The organism is Desulfurispora sp. (genome assembly GCF_052744395.1).
Genome location: NZ_JBRAJI010000013.1, coordinates 22,345 through 41,644, shown reverse-complemented (window position 1 = coordinate 41,644; position 19,300 = coordinate 22,345). Strand labels below are relative to the sequence as shown.

The 19,300-nt window shown below is 57.7% G+C and carries 18 protein-coding genes; 13 read left to right on the top strand and 5 right to left on the bottom strand.

Features of this window, described 5'->3' with window-relative positions; genetic code table 11:
• Positions 1-8: 8 nt before the first annotated feature.
• From ACUVTU_RS05345 to ACUVTU_RS05330, 4 genes are read right to left on the bottom strand one after another with little or no spacing between them, the layout of a single operon-like run.
• Positions 9-785, bottom strand: a complete 777-nt coding sequence (locus tag ACUVTU_RS05345; RefSeq protein ID WP_445888924.1) for an energy-coupling factor transporter transmembrane component T family protein — start codon at positions 783-785, stop codon at positions 9-11.
• Positions 769-1,617, bottom strand: a complete 849-nt coding sequence (locus tag ACUVTU_RS05340) for an energy-coupling factor ABC transporter ATP-binding protein (protein WP_445888923.1) — start codon at positions 1,615-1,617, stop codon at positions 769-771. The genes ACUVTU_RS05345 and ACUVTU_RS05340 overlap by 17 nt, the downstream gene beginning before the upstream one ends.
• Positions 1,614-2,525: an energy-coupling factor ABC transporter ATP-binding protein gene (locus ACUVTU_RS05335; protein WP_445888922.1), complete on the bottom strand. Its 912-nt coding sequence runs from the start codon at positions 2,523-2,525 to the stop codon at positions 1,614-1,616. The genes ACUVTU_RS05340 and ACUVTU_RS05335 overlap by 4 nt, the downstream gene beginning before the upstream one ends.
• 57 nt (positions 2,526-2,582) lie before the next feature.
• Positions 2,583-3,158 (bottom strand): tryptophan transporter, encoded by a 576-nt coding sequence (locus tag ACUVTU_RS05330; protein WP_445888921.1) that lies wholly within the window; start codon positions 3,156-3,158, stop codon positions 2,583-2,585.
• Positions 3,159-3,578: 420 nt separating this feature from the next.
• Between ACUVTU_RS05330 and ACUVTU_RS05325 the strand changes: the two genes are divergently transcribed.
• Positions 3,579-6,743, top strand: a complete 3,165-nt coding sequence (locus tag ACUVTU_RS05325; RefSeq protein ID WP_445888920.1) for an EAL domain-containing protein — start codon at positions 3,579-3,581, stop codon at positions 6,741-6,743.
• On the opposite strand, the gene ACUVTU_RS05320 is transcribed toward ACUVTU_RS05325, so the two are convergent.
• The gene (locus ACUVTU_RS05320; RefSeq protein ID WP_445888919.1) at positions 6,660-7,115 is read right to left on the bottom strand and encodes a DUF441 domain-containing protein; all 456 of its coding nucleotides are present in this window, start codon (positions 7,113-7,115) and stop codon (positions 6,660-6,662) included. The genes ACUVTU_RS05325 and ACUVTU_RS05320 overlap by 84 nt on opposite strands.
• 165 nt (positions 7,116-7,280) lie before the next feature.
• On the opposite strand from ACUVTU_RS05320, the gene ACUVTU_RS05315 reads away from it, so the two are divergent.
• From ACUVTU_RS05315 to frr, 12 genes are all read left to right on the top strand, one after another.
• Complete coding sequence (locus ACUVTU_RS05315; RefSeq protein WP_445888918.1) at positions 7,281-7,496, top strand: hypothetical protein; 216 nt, start codon at positions 7,281-7,283, stop codon at positions 7,494-7,496.
• A gap of 157 nt (positions 7,497-7,653) precedes the next feature.
• Positions 7,654-8,742 (top strand): DNA-processing protein DprA, encoded by a 1,089-nt coding sequence (gene dprA, locus ACUVTU_RS05310; RefSeq protein ID WP_445888917.1) that lies wholly within the window; start codon positions 7,654-7,656, stop codon positions 8,740-8,742.
• Between the two features lie 161 nt (positions 8,743-8,903).
• Complete coding sequence (gene topA / locus ACUVTU_RS05305; RefSeq protein WP_445888940.1) at positions 8,904-11,075, top strand: type I DNA topoisomerase; 2,172 nt, start codon at positions 8,904-8,906, stop codon at positions 11,073-11,075.
• 38 nt (positions 11,076-11,113) lie between these two features.
• Positions 11,114-12,436 (top strand): FADH(2)-oxidizing methylenetetrahydrofolate--tRNA-(uracil(54)-C(5))-methyltransferase TrmFO, encoded by a 1,323-nt coding sequence (trmFO, locus tag ACUVTU_RS05300; protein ID WP_445888916.1) that lies wholly within the window; start codon positions 11,114-11,116, stop codon positions 12,434-12,436.
• A gap of 32 nt (positions 12,437-12,468) precedes the next feature.
• The gene (locus ACUVTU_RS05295; protein WP_445888915.1) at positions 12,469-13,368 is read left to right on the top strand and encodes a tyrosine recombinase XerC; all 900 of its coding nucleotides are present in this window, start codon (positions 12,469-12,471) and stop codon (positions 13,366-13,368) included.
• An 83-nt stretch (positions 13,369-13,451) separates the two neighbouring features.
• A complete protein-coding gene (hslV, locus tag ACUVTU_RS05290) occupies positions 13,452-13,982 on the top strand; it encodes an ATP-dependent protease subunit HslV (RefSeq protein ID WP_445888914.1) in 531 nt (176 codons plus the stop codon).
• A gap of 33 nt (positions 13,983-14,015) precedes the next feature.
• Positions 14,016-15,419, top strand: coding sequence for an ATP-dependent protease ATPase subunit HslU (gene hslU / locus ACUVTU_RS05285; RefSeq protein ID WP_445888913.1), 1,404 nt, complete (start codon positions 14,016-14,018; stop codon positions 15,417-15,419).
• A 19-nt stretch (positions 15,420-15,438) separates the two neighbouring features.
• Positions 15,439-16,224 carry a GTP-sensing pleiotropic transcriptional regulator CodY gene (gene codY / locus ACUVTU_RS05280; RefSeq protein ID WP_445888912.1) on the top strand — a complete coding sequence of 262 codons (786 nt, stop codon included), beginning with the start codon at positions 15,439-15,441 and terminating at the stop codon, positions 16,222-16,224.
• A gap of 204 nt (positions 16,225-16,428) precedes the next feature.
• Positions 16,429-17,184 carry a 30S ribosomal protein S2 gene (gene rpsB / locus ACUVTU_RS05275; RefSeq protein WP_445888911.1) on the top strand — a complete coding sequence of 252 codons (756 nt, stop codon included), beginning with the start codon at positions 16,429-16,431 and terminating at the stop codon, positions 17,182-17,184.
• Positions 17,185-17,307: 123 nt separating this feature from the next.
• Positions 17,308-17,961: a translation elongation factor Ts gene (gene tsf, locus ACUVTU_RS05270; RefSeq protein ID WP_445888910.1), complete on the top strand. Its 654-nt coding sequence runs from the start codon at positions 17,308-17,310 to the stop codon at positions 17,959-17,961.
• 57 nt (positions 17,962-18,018) lie between these two features.
• Positions 18,019-18,747, top strand: coding sequence for a UMP kinase (gene pyrH, locus ACUVTU_RS05265; protein ID WP_445888909.1), 729 nt, complete (start codon positions 18,019-18,021; stop codon positions 18,745-18,747).
• Positions 18,740-19,297 (top strand): ribosome recycling factor, encoded by a 558-nt coding sequence (frr, locus tag ACUVTU_RS05260; protein WP_445888908.1) that lies wholly within the window; start codon positions 18,740-18,742, stop codon positions 19,295-19,297. The genes pyrH and frr overlap by 8 nt, the downstream gene beginning before the upstream one ends.
• Positions 19,298-19,300: the final 3 nt, after the last annotated feature.

The window sequence follows — 19,300 nt, the reverse complement described above, 5'->3', positions numbered from 1 at the left end:
GCGCTTTCTTAAATTAATTGGACAATTATACTGATTGACACGGCTAGCATGAGCAGCCCTGCACATATAAAGTCAGCGGGCTGCATTTTTATTTCCCGGTAACTGCGGCGCGGGCCGCTGGCGAAGCCGCGCATTTCCATGGAAAGGGCGGTCTGTTCAATTTTCTGCACGGTGGATACCAGCAGCGGGATGGCCAGGGGCAGGATCAGGAGTATCCGGCGCAGTAGATTTTTCGTGTCGGTACGGTAGCCCCGGGCGGCCTGGGCCTGCAGTACCTGTTCCATTCGGTCCAGCAGGGTGGGAATCAGGCGCAGGGCGGTGAGAAACATAAAGGCGTAAGAATAGGGGATGCGACATTTCTCCACCAGTACAGCGGCCAGATCGGTCATGCGGGTGGTCAAAAGCAGTAACGGTATGGTGGAGACCGTGGCCAGCATGCGCAGGGCGGCCAGGGTGCTGAGCTGCAGTCCGGTGTCGGTAATCCGGCCTGCGCCAAAGGCCGGGAAAAGGTAGAAAAGCGTTTTCCCTTCATCGATCAGGAAGACCTGCATTAAAACCAGGATGGCGGCAAATATGGCCAGGCTGCGCAGGACGGGCAGCATACGTTTGAGCACCCCTCCGGCTGCCGCCAGCAGCAAATTGCCCAGCAGCAGGGCCAGGATCCACAGCGGCCGGTCGGTTAGAAAACTCAGCACCAGCACAGCTATGCTCCAGAGCAGTTTGGTGGCCGGGTGCAAATGATGCAGGAAGGAGTCCCGGTGGGTGTATTCAAGCAGAGCGGCCACTGCGCTCACCTCCCCGGATGTGCAGTATGGCTCCGAGCATTTCGGACGGCGTGGCGGCCCGGTGCAGGGCGCTCCAGGCGGGAAAGTCCTTCTGCAGCAGGCTGGCCAGCTGACAGATCTGGGGCTGTTCTAGACCGGCTGCCAGTAAAACCTCCCTCTGACTCATAATGGCGCGGGTCGGTCCGTCGGCGGTAACCCGGCCGTTTTGCAGCACAATGGAGCGCTGGGCATACATAAGGGCCAGTTCCAGATCATGGGTAACCATGATGATGGTCCGGCCTGCCCGGTGCATTTGCCGGATCAGTTCCAGGATGGCCCGGCCGGTGCGGTGGGCCTGACCCGTGGTGGGCTCATCCAGCACCAGAATCGGTGTACCCAGAGCCAGCACACTGGCCAGGGCTACCTGCTGGCGCTGGCTTTTGCTCAGGGTGCAGGGAGATGCGGATAGCAGGTGTTCCAGGCCCACCTGGCGGGCCGCTTCCCGGACCAGGGCCGGAATGGCCGGTGTGGGATGGCCGGTATTTTTCAGCCCGAAAGCGATTTCTTCATATACAGTGGAGCAAAATATCTGGTGATCGGGATTTTGAAAGAGAAACCCCACCCGGCGGGCCAGCTGGCTGGTGCGGCTTTGAGCGGTATCCAGACCGTCAATTACCACCCGCCCGGAAACCGGCCGCAGCAGGCCGTTGAGCAGTTTGAGCAGGGTGGTTTTGCCGCTGCCGTTGGCTCCCAGCAGGGCGACAAATTCACCTGATCCAATGTGCAGGGTGATGTCTTGCAGTACAGGGGGGCCATCGGGATATTGAAAACAAACCTTTTCCAGCCAGATCAAGGTCTGCCACCCCCCGCAGCTACCCGGGCCGTCAGGCCGGGAGGGAAATTTTCTGTAATTACCTTAATTATCTGCTGGACCATGGAGTATGCTTCTTCTACTGTAACGGGCAAATCCCCCCGGTACAGGCCTTTTTCCTGCAGCAGCCGGGCCAGTTCGCTCACCGGCGGGCAGTCGCAACCGGCACGGTTAATGCTCTCTTGCTGCGCCAGAACAGTACGCGTTCGGCCGTCCAGAATTATTCGGCCCTGCTCCATCAGTACCAGCCGGGAACAGTACTCGGCCAGCAGACCGATTTTTTGCTCCACCACCAGGACGGTCATGTTGTGGGCAGTAACCAGGTGGTGCAGGGTTTCCCAAACCATGCGGCTGCCTCGGGGATCCAGCTCGGCGGTGGGTTCATCCAGCAGCAGCAGGCGGGGGCGCATGGCCAGCACCGCGGCGATGATCACCCGCTGCTTCTGTCCGCCGGACAGACGAGAAGTGGCGCAATGGCGCAGGTGGTCAATGCCCGTGGCCTGCAGTGCTTCGGTAATGCGCCGGTCGACTTGTGCAGCGGGCAGGCCCAGGTTTTCCAGGCCAAAGGCGATTTCCTCCTCCACTACCGGAGCCACCAGCTGGGCTTCCGGATCCTGCAGCACAATGCCCACGGTGCGGGCGGCCGTCCGGCGGTCCAGACCGGCCACGCCTTGATCCGCTACCCGCACTGTACCGCTATAAATACCCGAACGGTGCCGTGGTATGATGCCAGCCAGGCACTGCAGCAGGGTACTTTTGCCCGCTCCGCAGGGGCCGGCAATGCCTACCAGTTCGCCTTCCTCTACCTGCAGATCAATACTGCGCAGTGCAGGGGCGGAAGCCCCCGGGTAGCTGAAGGAAAGTTTCTCTACTTTCAACAGTGGATTCACACCCGTTTCTCCTTCCCTGTGGCCGGGACGGCCACAGCGTATTGTAGTGATGCAGGCTTATGCCGCCGGGTGTTCGGGCCGGCTGCCGCGGCCCAGAGCGGTCAGCAGCGGCTGGTACAGGGCCTGGGCCAGTACAGTGTTGGCTGCGGCGGTGACCAGTACCACCAGCAGCAGGTAGGAAAAAGTGGGGTTTTTCTTGACTTCCACAAACAGGATGGCCGTCTTGAAAATGCTGATGTAGGTCAGGCCGCTGGCCAGGGTGCCCAGCAGAGTGGCCAGGGCCGGCTTGAAAGTATACCCTTTCAGGGCTGGCTCGAATGGAGCGCGTACCACAGCATAGGCTACCAGTATGCCCACCGGTTCACTGAGGAAATTGAGGTAGGGGATGAGCGACTTGGTGGTGACCTGGCAGACGGCGGCGGCCACCAGGCCGATGCCCAGCGTCTCCTTGATTCCGGGGCGCAGCAGGCAAATGGCCAGGCAGTACATGCCAATGACAAAGTTGGGGGTGATGCCCAGAATTTGCGGCGCGAACAGCCGCAGCACCGCGCCGGCAGCCAGCAGGGCGGCTACCAGCACTATATCTCCTGCTTGCAGGCTGTTCCGGGACGGTAATACGCTGTGTTCGGACATGGGAAAACCTCCTTTAGAATATATGTTTGATTTTGGAAAAATAAAAACAGCCAGGATGAACCTGGCTGTTACATGCTGGTAACTCTTGCCGCTCGCCTCAGGCTCATCTCGTCTCCACTCTGCTATGGCTCTGCTCATCTCCGAACCGGGAAGTCCCGATCGCCTGCTAGCAAAAATATAATATGCTGGCCGGGGGATGTCAATGTTTTTTTCTAAACGCTAGTGGGTGGTTTTACCCCGCCCTGTATTGGAAAATTCGACCTGTTTAGACAAAATATTTTTTACCGCAGCGCAACTTATAGTATAATTAGTTCGTGACTACAACAGCAATTAGTTCGTAACTGTAACAGCCTTGCAGACAGCTCCGGCTGATCGGTTGGCGTTTATAGTTTATATACGTTTCTTAAGGGGATGGTTTAGTTGCGATTGTCGGACTGGGGCAGGAGTACCGGTTACCGGGTGCTGGTCTGGCCATTGCTGGTGCTGGGTGCGGGTTTGTTGATTTACTATCAGGCCAGTGTTACTCTGGTGGCCAATGTACAGGACACCCTGGTGGATCTGGCCCGGCAGGGGGCTTACAATGTGCGGGCCGGCATTAATGCGGAACTGGTCATTCTGGAAACTCTGGCCGGTCATGAAATGTTCAGCAGCAAAGAAATTCCCGTCGGATTGCGCCTGACCTGGCTGGGAAAGGAATGTGAGCGGATTGGTTACTTGAATATGTACCTGGTTGACCGGCTGGGACAGGCCCGGGATGTTTACGGAAACAGCCAGATCCTGCATAGCTCGGGCATATGGGAGCAGGCTCTGCTTCAGACCCAGTCCGGGCGCAATTATGTCTCCGCTCCATTCTGGCAGCCCGAGATCAACCGCCTGGTAGTGCTCTTTGCGGTGCCGCTGTGGGAGGATGGCCAGATTACCGGCATGCTGGCCGCCCTGCGGGAGGGGGCTTTTTTTTGCTGGATAACCGACCGGATTAAGCTGGGCCAGCGGGGCAATTCCTTTATCCTGGACGATAAGGGGGTGACCATTGCTCATGACCAGAGAGATCTGGTATATAGATTTGACGATATTATAAAAAATTCTGCTCAAGATCCTTCTTTAACCAGTCTGGCTGCGCTGGCCAAACGCATGACTGCCGGTCAGACCGGGGCCGGAGAGTATGTGTACCACGGGGAGCGCAAGTATCTGGGGTTTGCTCCCGTGCCGGGTACCAGCTGGTCTTTTGCCACTGCTGCGCCGCGGGAGCAAATATTTGCCCGCATTGATCGCGTGCGCAACTATTTTTTGCTTATTCTGCTTTTGGGCACAGTTGTTCTGTTGTGGTACAATTTTCGCGTGTTGCGCCTGGGCCGCCGCCTGCAGGAGGAACAGCGGTTGACGGCTGCGGCCATGAATACGGCGGGCATCTGGCACCTGCTGGTGGACGAGCAGGGCCGGGTGGTGCGGGCCAATGAGTTGGCCTGCAGCCGGTTGAGCTTTTTGCCGGGAAGCCATTGTGCACCGCTGGAGTTGGCCGCTCTGTTGGGGCCGGGGGAGCGGGAAAAGTGGCTGGGAACGCTAGAACAGCTGCGCCAGGGGCATTTGGTTTCCGAGCTGGAACTGGAAGTGCGCTTGCCCCTGGAGCAAACCGTGTTTTTATGGGGGCAGGCCTGGCCGCTGCAGCAGCCGGGGGCTGTTCGCTTCGAGCTGATCCTGGTGGACATCACTCCCCGGGTGCGCTATGAACAGGAACTGGCCGCGGCTCATGCCCAGCTGGCGGCCATGTATGAGGAACTGACCGCCTCTGAAGAGGAACTGCGCCATCAGCTAGATGAACTTAGGAGGGTGCAGGGTGAGCTGGAAACCATGGAGGAACGTTACCGTTTAGCTATTGAGGGGTCTCGCGATGTCATCTGGGACTGGGATGTACGCACCGATCAAATATATTTTTCCCAGCGCTTGAGAGAGATCCTGGGCTATGATCAGGTTGAACTGCCCTCCACCCGGCAAACCTGGCAGCAGTTGCTGCATCCCGAAGATCGGGAGCGTACTTTGCGGCTTAATCAGGAACATGTAGAAGGAAAGACGCCCTTTTACAGCGCCGAGTACCGCTTACGCACGCGCGATGGTCAGTATCGCTGGTTTTATGCCCGGGGTAGGGCGCTGTATGATGGGGCCGGTCGCTTCGTGCGCATGGCCGGCTCATTGACCGATATAACCGAGAAAAAGCTGCAGGAACAGGTCATCAAGCAAATGGCTTACAGCGATCCGTTGACCGGTTTACCTAACCGGGCAGCGCTGCAGGAGTACCTGCAGCGGTGTCTGGCCGAGCAAGCACCGGGTGAGCAGCTGGCGGTAATATTTTTGGATGTGGATAATTTTAAAAATATTAACGATACCTGTGGTCACAGCGCCGGAGACCAGGCTCTGGTGGAGATTTCCCGGCGGCTGCTTGCTTTAAACCTGCCGGATGCTTACATGGCCCGGCTGGGGGGAGACGAATTTGTGGTGCTGCTGTCCGGGCTAACCGGTGAGGTAGATCTGGAAGGCCAGGCGGAAAAAGTGTGCCAGGGAATCAGCGGCCCAATAGACATAGCAGCCCATACTTTTTATCTGAGTGCCAGTGTGGGCGTGGCTGTATCCCCGCGGGATGGCTGCAGTGCGGAGGATTTGCTGAAAAAGGCCGACACGGCTATGTACAGGGCCAAAGAACGGGGTAAAAACCAGGTTGTCTACTATCAGCAGGCCATGGGTGACCGGCTGGCGGAGCGATTGGCTCTGGAAAAGGACCTGCGCCTGGCTCTGGAGCGAGACGAGTTTGTCCTGCATTACCAGCCGGTGTTGGATGTGTTTACGGGACAGGTTTACGGATATGAAGCGCTGGTGCGCTGGCAAAGTCCGTCCCGCGGTTTTGTTTCGCCGGCCAGTTTTATTCCGCTGGCCGAGGAGAGCGGCTTGATTGTCCAGCTGGGGGAAGTTGTTTTGCAAAAGGCCTGTGCTTTTGCCAATCGCTTAAGGCAGGCCGGTGGTGGGAAAATCCGGGTTACGGTAAACATTTCGCCGCGTCAGTTGCAACGGGGAGATTTCGTCGAGCTTGTCCAAAAAGTGTTGCAGCGTACGGGAACCACAACCGCTGCCCTGGGATTGGAAGTCACCGAAACCGCCCTGATGGAATCTCTGGATTTTTATGGTGAAAAATTGTCCCGGCTGCGGGATATGGGTATAGTGGTGAGTTTAGATGACTTCGGCACCGGGTATTCCTCATTGAGCTATTTGCGCCGGTTGCCTGTTGATGTGGTTAAGCTGGATCGCTCTTTTTTGCGCGGGGTGAACTGGGCCCAGCACAGCAGGGAAAAGGATTTTCTGGCAGCGGTAATTCAGCTGGTGCAGGCTCTGGGTCTGCCGGTGGTGGCCGAGGGTGTGGAAGATCCGGCCCAGCTGGAGTACCTGCGCCTCAGCGGATGCAATTATGTGCAGGGTTATCTGCTCGGCCGGCCTGTGCCGGAAGAGGAGGCCCTGCTATATCAGGCTGCCCACCTGCAGCAGGATGGCGGTGATGGCGGCCGCCATCACCGGACCGCAGGGAGCGCCGCGGAAAAATAGTGTGCCGGCAATTGTACCTACAGTCAGGCTGAAGACTATTTCCGGGCGGCTTTGTAGAAGTTCCAGGCCCCGGGCGTTGAAATGGGTGGCCATGGCTCCGCCGGCCAGGGCCACCCAGCCGCTTAAGGTGGTGACTGTGTGGCGGATTTCCACCCCGTCGATGGTACCCCGGGCTACAGGCAGCAAAATGTAGATCATGAGCAGGGTCAGACCGATTTTTAAAGCGCTGCCTTCCAGCCAGCCCAGCAGGACGGCCTGCCGGTCGAAGACCGGCAAAGCCACCAATATGGCACAGCTGATGGCCACCAGGTGCGAGCGGCTGAGCAGGGCGACCAGCAGGAGCAGGATGATACCGGCCTGTGGTATGTGCATAAAACCTCCTGTAAAATATCATCGCATGGTCGGGTGCTGGTAAAGGATATGGCCAGGAGCGGTATTTTATGCCTGCTGCCAGGCACACCAGCCGGCAGCCGGACATATGATGTTGTAAAAAGATGGCTAAAAAACAGGTGGCGCTACCGGACAGGAGGGTTGGTTGTGCAGGATAATAGCCCGTACGCTCTTTTTTTGATCCTGATCTTGCTGCTTTTGGCCAGCGATCCGCAGATTGAGCAGAAGTTCAAGTTGCTGATGGGGGTGCTGGAAAAGACCTCGGTGTCATTAAGCAGCTTTCAAGCCGGTATTCGGGCGCTGAACGTCAGCTTGCAGGAGATTTACGCCCTGCAACAGCAAATGCAGGCCGGTGGGAAGTAATTTCCCGCCGGGCAACCGCCGGTGTGTACCGGTGGTTTTTTGTTTGATGGTATTTTTTTCTGGTGTCAGGAAGGAAATAATATTTTTGCCCCGAATGAGCAATGGAGAACTAATAACCGGGCCGGATGACCGGAGCCCGAGAAGGTGGCGGGTTTCTTTGGAATTGTCCAGACTGTGTCTGGCCTGGCAGTTGCTCATGGCGGGACAGGCCCGGCGTTTTTGGGACTGCGTGCCTCTGGCCGGTGATTGGCCGGAGCTCTTACGGGCGAGGGAAGAAAAGCTGGTGGCCTTAAAACTGATGTCGGCCCGGCAGGCCAGGGATTGGACCGGTTTATTGAGCGGCAGCCTGCTGGAAGAGAAAATTCGCCGGTGGCAGCAGCAGAAGATTTTTTTCATTAACTATAGCCACCAGCAGTTTCCCGAGCTGCTCCGCAATATTGCCGACCCGCCGCTGGGTCTGTTTTATTCCGGAGATGTTGAGCTGCTCGGGCAGCAGGCGGTAGCCGTGGTGGGTTCGCGCCGGGCCACTGCCTACGGGCTGTACATGGCAGAAAAACTGGGCCGGGAGCTGGCCAGAGCGGGTATTACGGTGGTCAGCGGCCTGGCCCGGGGCATTGATACGGCGGCCCACCGGGGCGCCCTGGCCGGCGGGGGCAGAACCGTGGCCGTACTGGGCTGCGGCCTGGATGTGGTTTACCCGCGGGAGAACCAGAAACTGTTTGCCGATATCGCCGCGTGCGGGGCCCTGGTCAGCGAGTTTCCGCCCGGCACACCACCCCAACCCTGGCATTTTCCGGTGCGCAACCGGATTATCAGTGGACTTTGCCGGGCGGTAGTGGTGGTGGAAGCCGGGGAGAAGAGCGGAGCCATGATTACAGCCTATCTGGCTCTGGAGCAGGGGCGGGATGTGATGGCCGTGCCCGGTCCGGCTACCAGCAAAATGAGCCGGGGGCCGCACCGGCTTTTACGTCAGGGGGCCCGGCTGGTGGAAGATGTCGGGGATATTCTGGAAGAACTGGGGCTGACCAGGCTTTTCACCGGTGCGGGTGGAGCAGGCGGTGTTAGCCTGGAGCCCGCGGAAGAGGCCTTGCTGGCGCTGATATCCTGGGAACCGGTGGATGTGGATACGCTGTCAGTCAAAAGCGGCCTGCCTATAAATCAGGTGCTGACCATTCTTTCGTTTCTGGAACTGAAAGGGCTGGTGCGCCAGTTGCCCGGTCATCGTTTCTGCCTGCGCCAGATTTGAAGCCGCTGGGCAAGTGCGGCGGTTTGAGCCGGGGCCGGACATGGACAGGCATAAAGCTTTTCTGGTTAATATAAACTTAAGAAATAAAACGGGTTATCCTTAAAGCCGCCCGGTGGGAAAGATTTTTTGCACCAGCGGTGGAAAGAATAGAGGTGTTGGTATTGGAAAAGACCCTGGTTATTGTGGAGTCGCCCGCCAAGGCCAAAAGTATCAGCAAATTTCTGGGCCGCAAATATTTTGTGCGTGCCTCCATGGGTCATGTGCGGGACTTGCCCAAGAGCCAGTTCGGAGTGGATATAGAAAACGGCTTTGCTCCCAAATATATTACCATCCGCGGTAAAGGGGAGATTATCAAGGAACTGCGCAGTGCGGTGAAGAAGGCCGACCGGGTGCTGCTGGCCTCCGACCCGGACCGGGAGGGCGAGGCCATTGCCTGGCATTTGCTCAATCTGCTGGAGATGGATGCAGCCCAGCCCTGCCGCATTGAGTTCAACGAGATCACCAAACAGGCTGTACAAAAAGCGGTGCAGAATCCCCGGCCTATAGACATGAACCGGGTAAATGCCCAGCAGGCCCGGCGTATTCTGGATCGCCTGGTGGGGTATAATTTAAGCCCACTGCTCTGGCGCAAGGTGAAAAAAGGCCTCAGCGCCGGCCGGGTGCAATCAGTGGCGGTACGCCTGATCGTGGACCGCGAAGAGGAGATTGGCGCCTTTGTTCCGGAGGAGTACTGGACTCTGACGGCCAGCCTGCAAAAGGAGAACGGTCAGACTTTTACGGCCAAACTGCATAAAATTGCTAATGAGCGGGCTCAGGTGGGCGACGCGGCCGCAATGCAAAAGATTATCCAGGAACTGGAGAACGTCGCTTACCGGGTGGCCGCTGTGCAGCGCAAAGAAAAGCTGCGCCACGCCCCTTTGCCTTTTATTACCAGTACCCTGCAGCAGGAGGCTTCCCGCAAGCTCAATTTCACTGCCCGCAAGACCATGCTGCTGGCCCAGCAGCTCTATGAAGGGATCGAGCTGGGCAGTGAAGGGCCGGTGGGTCTGGTGACCTATATCCGCACTGACTCCAGCCGGGTATCCGAAACCGCCCGTCAGGAGGCGGCCCAGTATATCAGTGAGCGTTACGGCAGCAGCTATGTGCCGGAAAAAGTGCGTAAAGCACCGGCCCGAGGGCGGATCCAGGATGCCCACGAAGCCATCCGCCCCACGGCGGTTTACCGGGAGCCCGATGCCATTAAACAATATCTTACTACAGATCAATACAAGCTCTACCGTTTGATCTGGTCTCGCTTTGTGGCCAGCCAGATGAGTCCGGCGATTTATGATACCACCACCGTGGATGTGGCCGCGGGCAAATACCTCTTCCGGGCCAGCGGTGCGGTGCTGCGTTTCAGCGGCTTTATGCAGGTTTATATTGAGGGCACTGATGAGGAAGAAAAGGAAACACTGGCCGAACTGCCTGAACTGGTGGAAAAAGAGTTGTTAAAACAGGTGGGGCTGGAGCCTAAACAGCACTTTACCCAGCCGCCGCCCCGCTATACCGATGCCACCCTGATCAAAGCCCTGGAAGAAAAGGGCATCGGACGCCCCAGCACCTATGCTCCCATTGTGGAGACCATCTTGAAGCGCGGCTATGTAGTGCGGGAGAAAAAACTGTTCTATCCCACCGAGCTGGGCATTTTAGTGGTGCATCTGCTCAAGGACTACTTCCCCAGGATCATTGATGTGGAATTTACAGCCAGCGTAGAAGAGAAGCTGGACGAGGTGGAAGAAGGCGAGCAGGATTGGGTGAAGCTGTTGGAAGAGTTTTATGGGCCTTTCCAGGAGACTTTGAACCGGGCGGAAGAAGAAATCGGCCGCCTGGAAGTGGCCGAGGAAGTGAGTGAAGAAACCTGCCCGCAATGCGGGCGCAACCTGGTATATAAGATGGGGCGTTTTGGGAAGTTTCTGGCCTGTCCGGGTTTTCCGGAATGTCGATTCACCAAGCCGCTGCTGGAACCTACCGGGGTACCCTGTCCGCACTGTGGGGGAGAGATGGTGCAGCGGCGCAGTAAAAAAGGCCGCGTTTTTTACGGCTGCAGCCGCTATCCGCAGTGCGAGTTTGTGGTCTGGGACCGGCCGACCAGGGAAAAATGTCCGGTTTGCGGCAGCATGATGGTATTGAAAAGCGTGCGCGGTCAGGAGCAGCTGCGCTGCATTAATGAAACCGCCCACAGCCGGGAAACGCCTTTGACGGGAGCCGCCGCAGCAAAGGCGCCTGCGGCCGGCAAGGCGGCGGCCGGGGCCAAACCGGCTGGCGGCCGAAAAAAAGCCGGAACAGCAATGTGAGCAAAGGAGGGAACAGGCCTGTTGCCGCACGGCGGGCAATGGGCCGCTTGATTTTGACAGCAATAACCGTGGTAGGAGCAGGCCTGGCGGGAGCGGAAGCGGCCTGGCAGATTGCAAGGCGCGGCATCAAGGTGCTGCTCTATGAAATGCGCCCCCAGAAATGCACTCCGGCCCACCACACGGGCTGGTTTGCCGAACTGGTCTGCAGCAATTCGCTGCGGGCGGCCGCGCTGGAAAACGCTGTGGGGCTGCTCAAGGAAGAAATGCGCCGGCTGGATTCGCTGATCATGCAGGCGGCCGACCGGCACACCGTGCCGGCGGGCGGGGCGCTGGCCGTGGACCGGGAGGGCTTCGCCCGCTATGTGACCCGGCAGCTGGAAGAACATCCGCTGGTGGAGGTGCGCCGGGAGGAGGTCACCGGTATACCCGGGGAGGGGATTGCCGTCCTGGCTCCGGGCCCACTGGCTTCCCCCGCGCTGTCGGCCGCACTGCAACAGCTGTGCGGGCGGGATTACCTCTACTTTTATGATGCCGTGGCGCCGATTGTTACGGCCGAATCAATAGACTGGCAGCGGGTGTTTAAGGCTTCCCGGTATGACAAAGGGCAAGGTGAATATGTCAACTGTCCCATGAACCAGGAGGAGTACCGGCACTTCCGGAAAGAGCTGGTGCGGGCGGAGCGGGCACCCCGCAAAGAGTTGGAGCGCGAAGTGAATTTTGAGGGCTGTCTCCCTATTGAGGTGCTGGCCGCCCGGGGTGAGGACACCATGCGTTACGGGCCGCTCAAGCCGGTGGGATTGGTGGATCCCCGCACCGGAAAAAGGCCCTACGCAGTGGTGCAGCTGAGACGGGATAATGCGGCCGGTACGCTGTACAACATGGTGGGATTTCAAACCCACCTCAAGTGGGGGGAGCAGGAGCGGGTTTTCCGGCTGATCCCCGGCCTGGAGAAGGCCGAATTTGTGCGGTACGGGGTGATGCACCGCAATACCTATGTCAACGCCCCTGCCTTGCTCCTGCCCACATACCAGCTCCGGGAACACCCCCGCCTCTTGCTGGCCGGTCAAATTACCGGCGTGGAAGGCTATGTGGAGTCGGCCAGTGCCGGCCTGGTGGCCGGTATCAATGCGGCACGCCTGCAGCGCGGGCAGCCGCCGCTGGTTTTTCCCCCGGCCACGGCGCACGGAGCGCTGGCTCATTATATCACCAGTGCCGATCCGCGGTATTTCCAGCCCATGAATGTGACCTTCGGGCTTTTCCCTCCTCTTGAAGAAGCGGTAAAAGACAAGAAGCGGCGGCACCGGATGATGGCCGAGCGGGCTCTGGCTCTGCTGGGGGAATTGTTGTCTAACGCCCTGTAGCTTTAGCGCCGCTCCGGGAAGGGTGATGTCGGTTGTATCATTACATAGATAGCTTCTTGCTCTACCTGCAGGTGGAAAAAAACGCGGCCGAGAACACCCTGGCCGGGTACCGCCAGGATCTGTTCGCCGGTCTGGACTTCTTTGCTGCCGCGCTGGGCAAGCCGGATTATGCGGTGCAGCCCGCCGATATTGATCACAAGCTCTTCCGGGCCTACCTGGCCCGGCTGGCCCTGGCCGGGTGGCAAAAAACCACTCTGGCCCGCAAGACCACGGCCTGGCGCTCTTTCTTCCGTTACCTGGCCCGGGAGGGGGTGTTGCCGGATAACTCTTTGGCTGGTGTCAAACCGCCGCGGGGAGAGAAAAAACTGCCGGCCTTCCTACACCCCGAGCAGTGCAGCCAGCTAGTGGAAAGTCCGGCTGACAGCGTGCTCGGCCTGCGCGACCGGGCCATGCTGGAAGTACTTTACGGCTGCGGCCTGCGGGTCAGTGAACTGGTGGGATTGGATGTAGAGGACCTGGAAATGGCAGCCAGGCGGCTGCGGGTGTTGGGTAAGGGGGGCCGGGAAAGGATCATGCCGGTAGGGGACATGGCGGCGGATGCCCTGCAGGTTTACCTGCAGCTGTCTCGCCCGGTTCTGGTGCGCGCCACCGCTTTGTCGGCGCTTTTTCTTAATGCCCGCGGAGGGAGGATTACCCGGCGGGGAGTGCATAAAATCATCCGCGGATATTTATCTAGGCTAGAGTTGCCCGGCCGGGTCAGCCCGCACACCCTGCGCCATTCTTTTGCCACCCATCTGCTGGATAACGGCGCCGATCTGCGGGTGGTGCAGGAGCTGCTGGGGCATGTGCGCCTGTCCACCACGCAGATTTATACCCACCTTTCTACAGAAAAATTAAAAGAAATTTATTCCCGCACCCATCCCCGGGCATAATGTTTATTGGTATAATATTTTTGTTTTACAGGGTCCCAAAAACGAAATAATTAATGGTTAAGATTGGGTCGGAGATGTAGGCCATGCTACACGGCACGACGATTGTTGCAGTAAAAAAAGGAGACCGGGTGGCCCTGGCCGGAGACGGACAGGTGACACTGGGCCAGAATACCATCTTAAAGCACCGGGCCAATAAACTGCGCTTGCTATACAATCAGCAGGTGCTGGCCGGATTTGCCGGATCGGTAGCCGATGCCTTCACTCTTTTTGAAAAATTCGAAGGCAAACTGGAATCTTATCGCGGAAACCTGCAGCGGGCGGCGGTGGAGCTGGCCAAGGACTGGCGCACCGACCGCATTTTGCGCCGCCTGGAAGCTCTGCTGGTGGTGGCCAACCGGCAGCACCTGCTGGTCATTTCCGGCGGCGGCGAGGTCATTGAGCCCGATGACGGCGTGGTGGCCGTAGGTTCGGGCGGTCCCTACGCCCTGGCGGCAGCCCGGGCTCTGTCCAGGTATACGGAAATGGCTCCTGCGGAAGTGGCCCGGACAGCGCTGGCGCTGGCGGCGGAAATATGTGTTTACACCAACGAGCATATCACTGCGCTGGAGCTTTAGGCCGGGCCGGAATCGGAAAGGTGGGGTGATGCAGTGGAGAATCTCACGCCGCAACAAATTGTGGCTGAACTGGATAAATATATAGTAGGACAGCAAAAAGCCAAACGGGCGGTGGCCATCGCCCTGCGCAACCGCTACCGCCGGGCGCTGCTTCCTCCGGAACTGCGTGACGAGGTCATGCCCAAAAATATTTTGATGATTGGCCCTACCGGTGTAGGCAAGACCGAAATTGCCCGCCGTCTGGCCCGCCTGGTCAAGGCGCCTTTTGTCAAGGTGGAAGCTACCAAGTTTACCGAAATAGGCTATGTGGGACGCGATGTGGAGTCCATGGTGCGGGATCTGGTGGAAACTTCCATCAGAATGGTCAAGGCGGAACAAATGACCGAAGTGGAGGAAAAGGCTCGCCAGCTGGCCGAGGAGAGAATAGTCGAAATCATGGCGCCTCTGCCAGCCCGGCCAAGCGCACCGCGCAATCCCCTGGAGCTGTTTTTGGCCGCCGCCGGCGGCCGGGGGGAGCAAACCACCGACCGGGAGCAGGAGCAGCTGGCCCGGCGGGTGGAGTTCGAGCGCGAAACACTGCGCTATAAACTGAAGCGAGGTGAGCTGGAAAACCAGTACATTGAAATAGAGGTGGAGGAACAGTCCACCCCCATGCTGGAGATTTTCACCGGTCAGGGTGTGGAGGAAATGGGAATTAATCTGCAGGACGTACTGGGCAACATTTTTCCCCGCAAAAAAAAGCGGCGCAAAGTGACTGTGGCCGAAGCCAGGAAAATCCTCACCCAGCAGGAAGCCCAGAAGCTGATTGACATGGATGAGGTGACCGCCCGGGCGGTGCGCCGGGCCGAGGAGCACGGAATTATTTTCCTGGATGAAATTGATAAGATCGCCGTGCGCGATGGCGGGGCCGGGCCCGATGTCTCCCGGGGGGGAGTGCAGCGGGACATACTGCCCATTGTAGAGGGTTCGACAGTAATCACCAAATATGGCCCGGTGAAAACCGACCACATCCTGTTTATCGCCGCCGGGGCCTTTCATATGTCCAGGCCGTCGGATCTGGTTCCCGAACTGCAGGGGCGTTTCCCCATCCGGGTGGAGCTGGACAGCCTGACCGAAGCAGATTTTCTACAAATTCTGACAGAGCCGCAAAACTCTTTAATCAAACAGTATACAGAGCTATTGCGTACGGAAGGGCTCATCGTAAAATTTTCACAAAATTCTCTTGTCGAAATCGCCAGAATCGCTTATACTGTTAATGAACGCACAGAGAACATTGGTGCCAGGCGCCTGCACACCATCATGGAAAAGCTCCTGGAGGAGCTTTCCTTCCACGCACCGGAAATGCAGGGGCAAACCGTGGTCATCGACCGGGAATATGTGGCCAGCAAGCTGAGCGATGTAGCAAGAGACGAGGACTTGAGTCGCTATATACTATAGGAAAGGAGATGGAGCCAGATTGCGTAGTTTACTGGAAAAAACCAGAGCTATCAACAAGCTTTTACAGAAGTCGGCCGGTTATCCGGTGGATTACAAGGAAATTGCGGCCATATTGAGTGAAAATATTAATTGCAGTGTATATATTATCGACCGGCGGGGTAAAACGCTGGGGTACCAGTATTTAAAGGGCTTTATGTGTGAAATTATGCGCGACATTGTGGAGTCGCCGGAAGGTTTTCCGGAAGAATACAATGAAAACCTGCTGAAAATTACCGAGACCCATGCCAATATTTGTCAGACAGTGAATATCTGTGTCTTTGCTCACGATAAACGCTGCAAGTTTAACAACAAGGTGACCACAGTGGTGCCCATCGTGGGGGCTGGTTCCCGTCTGGGAACTCTGGTGCTGGCCAAGTTTGACGAGCACTTCACCGATGGAGACCTGATCCTGGCCGAGTACGGGGCGACCGTGGTGGGTATGGAAATCCTGCGGGCCCGGGCCGGCCGCATGGAAGAAGAGGCCAGAAAGCGGGCCGCCGTGCAGGTGGCGCTGGGTACCCTCTCCTATTCCGAACTGGATGCGGTGCAGCACATTTTCCGCCAGCTGGACGGTGACGAGGGGCTGCTGGTGGCCAGCAAGATTGCCGATCGGGTGGGGATTACCCGTTCTGTGATTGTGAATGCTCTGCGCAAGTTTGAGAGTGCCGGTGTCATTGAGTCCAAGTCGCTGGGCATGAAGGGCACCTACATCCGGGTCTTAAACGACCGTCTGCTGGAAGAACTGGAACGCATGAAACAGCACTGAGCCCAAACCACAGTCCCATCCGGCTGTGGTTTTTTATTGCCGGATGGCTTGCGCGGGCTGGGTGTTTATGCTAAAATACATCCTGGTGCTTTTACTACACACGCCGGCGGATAACGACAAATGGTGCCGCCCGTTTACGGGCGGAGTTTGTTTTCAGATGAGGCCGGCGGCGGAAAAACCAGGCCGGGGAAGGAGGTGTAAGGTATGGCGGTTATTTCCATGAAGCAGCTTCTGGAGGCCGGGGTGCACTTCGGACACCAGACCAGACGCTGGAACCCCAAAATGGCCCCCTACATCTTTACCGATCGCAACGGTATCTACATTATTGACCTGCAGAAGACCGTGCGCAAGGTGGAGGAGGCCTATAATTTTGTGCGCAACCTGGCAGCGGAGGGCGGCAGCGTCCTTTTTGTGGGTACCAAAAAGCAAGCTCAAGATGCCGTCAAGGAAGAAGCCGAGCGTTGCGGCATGTTTTATGTCAATCAGCGCTGGCTGGGTGGCATGCTGACCAATTTCCAGACCATCCGCCGGCGTATTGAGCGTCTGCATGAGCTGGAACGCATGGAAGCGGACGGCAGCATGGCTCTCCTGCCCAAAAAGGAAGTGGCGCGGCTCCTGCACGAGAAGGAGCGCCTGCAAAAGTTTTTGGGCGGTATCAAGGATATGCGCCGTTTGCCCGATGCGCTGTTTGTGATTGATCCGCGCAAAGAGAAAATTGCTGTGGCGGAAGCCCGCAAGCTGGGTATTCCCATTGTGGCCATTGTGGATACCAACTGCGACCCGGATGAGATTGACTATGTTATTCCGGGCAACGATGATGCTATTCGGGCGGTACGCCTCCTGACTTCCAAAATGGCCGATGCGGTGCTGGAAGGCAAGCAGGGCGAGCAGCTCAGCGATGCCCGCTCCGCTCAAGCCGCTGACGTTGTGCCGGAAGAAGGTCCGGTGGAAGCGGAATAACTGATACGCTGTCAAGGTGGGGGCCTGTGCAGAGCAGATCCCTGCCTTTTTAATATGTGCTGGTTTGTCCAAGCGGTATTATGGAAATAATAACTAAAGATATGTTTTGGAGGAGGATACCAGATGGCGGAAGTAACAGCGGCAATGGTGAAAGAATTGCGGGAAAAAACCGGTGCAGGCATGATGGACTGCAAAAAGGCCCTGGCCGAGACCGGCGGGGATATGCAAAAGGCGATTGATTACCTGCGGGAAAAAGGTCTGGCTGCGGCGGCTAAAAAAGCCGGCCGGATCACCGCCGAGGGCCTGGTGGAGTCCTACATCCATGGCGCTGGCAAAATCGGTGTGCTGGTGGAAGTGAACTGCGAGACCGACTTTGTGGCCAAGACCGATGAGTTCAAGACTCTGGCTCGCGATATCGCCATGCAGATTGCGGCGGCCCGTCCCGAATATGTGCGCCGGGAGGAAGTGCCGGAAGAAGTGGTGGCCCGGGAGAAGGAAATCCTGGCGGCCCAGGCAGCCAATGAAGGCAAGCCGGCCAACATCATCGCCCGCATGGTGGAGGGACGCCTGGAGAAGTTTTACAAGGAAGTATGCCTGCTGGAGCAGCCCTTTATCAAGAACCCCGACATTACGGTGCAGCAGTTGATTACCGAGAAGATTGCCAAGATTGGCGAGAATATTTCCGTGCGGCGTTTCGTCCGCTATGAGTTGGGTGAAGGTATCGAGAAGAAACAGGGCAATCTGGCGGAAGAAGTGGCCGCAGCCGTGAAAAAATAAAGCCGGTCGGAGGAATTTTTTGCACAGTGTAGAATAAGTGTCAGGGGAGGTACCCCGATGCAGGAACCCGTGTACCGGAGGGTGATTTTGAAGCTGAGCGGGGAAGCGCTGGCCGGCGGGCAGGGATATGGCATTGATCCCGATGTGGTCATGTCCATCTGCCGGCAGATTGATGAGGTGGTCGCGCTGGGTGTGCAGGTGGCCGTGGTGGTTGGTGGCGGCAACATCTGGCGCGGTGTGGCCGGCAGCGCCAAAGGCATGGATCGGGCCACGGCCGACTATATGGGCATGCTGGCCACCGTGATCAATGCTCTGGCCCTGCAAGACGGACTGAGCAAGCAGGGTGTGGACAGCCGGGTGCAGACGGCCATTGAAATGAAGGAGGTGGCCGAACCCTACATCAGACGCCGGGCGATCCGGCACCTGGAAAAGGGGCGGGTGGTGATTTTCGGTGCGGGAACGGGCAATCCCTATTTTTCCACTGACACCACGGCAGCGCTGCGGGCGGCCGAAATCGAGGCCGAGGTGATTCTGATGGCCAAGCAGGTGAACGGGGTGTACGATTCCGACCCGCGCAAGAACCCGGCTGCCCGGAAGTTCGACCGGCTTTCTTATATCGAAGTGTTGAATATGGGACTGGCGGTGATGGATGCCACGGCGACATCGCTTTGTATGGACAACGGCATACCGCTGATCGTGTTCAACCTGAACCAGGAAGGTAATATCAAGCGCGCCATCATGGGTGAGTTCGTGGGGACATATGTTGGGGGTGAATCAATTGGCTAAGGAGTTAATCGCCGAAGCGGAAGCCAATATGAAGAAGACTGTGGAAGTGGTCAAGAAGGAGTTTGCGTCACTGCGGGCGGGGCGAGCCACGCCGGCGCTGCTGGACAAAATTACCGTGAATTACTACGGCACACCCACCCCGCTCAATCAATTGGCCAACATTTCGGTTCCGGAAGCCCGCCTGCTGGTCATTCAGCCCTGGGATAAAAGCGCGCTGCCTGAAATTGAAAAGGCTATTTTAAAGTCCGACCTGGGCATTACGCCTTCCAGCGACGGGACCGTGGTACGCTTGCAGATCCCGCAGTTGACCAAGGAGCGGCGTGCTGAACTGGTCAAAGTGATTAAAAAGAAGGCTGAAGAAGGCCGGGTGGCCATTCGTAACGTGCGGCGCGATGCCAATGATGCCCTGAAGGCCAGAGAAAAGAAGGGGGAAATTTCCGAGGACGACCTCAAGCGCAGTCAGGACGAAGTGCAGAAGATCACTGACAAATACATCAAGGAAATCGACAGCCTGCTGCAGAACAAAGAGCAGGAGATCATGAGCATATAATCC

Coding starts and splice junctions, on each gene's coding strand:
- ACUVTU_RS05330 (WP_445888921.1), bottom strand. CDS start 3,158: ATGTCCGAACACAGCGTATTACCGTCCCGGAACAGCCTGCAAGCAGGA.
- rpsB (WP_445888911.1), top strand. CDS start 16,429: ATGGCGGTTATTTCCATGAAGCAGCTTCTGGAGGCCGGGGTGCACTTC.
- tsf (WP_445888910.1), top strand. CDS start 17,308: ATGGCGGAAGTAACAGCGGCAATGGTGAAAGAATTGCGGGAAAAAACC.
- pyrH (WP_445888909.1), top strand. CDS start 18,019: ATGCAGGAACCCGTGTACCGGAGGGTGATTTTGAAGCTGAGCGGGGAA.
- trmFO (WP_445888916.1), top strand. CDS start 11,114: ATGGGCCGCTTGATTTTGACAGCAATAACCGTGGTAGGAGCAGGCCTG.
- hslV (WP_445888914.1), top strand. CDS start 13,452: ATGCTACACGGCACGACGATTGTTGCAGTAAAAAAAGGAGACCGGGTG.
- ACUVTU_RS05320 (WP_445888919.1), bottom strand. CDS start 7,115: ATGCACATACCACAGGCCGGTATCATCCTGCTCCTGCTGGTCGCCCTG.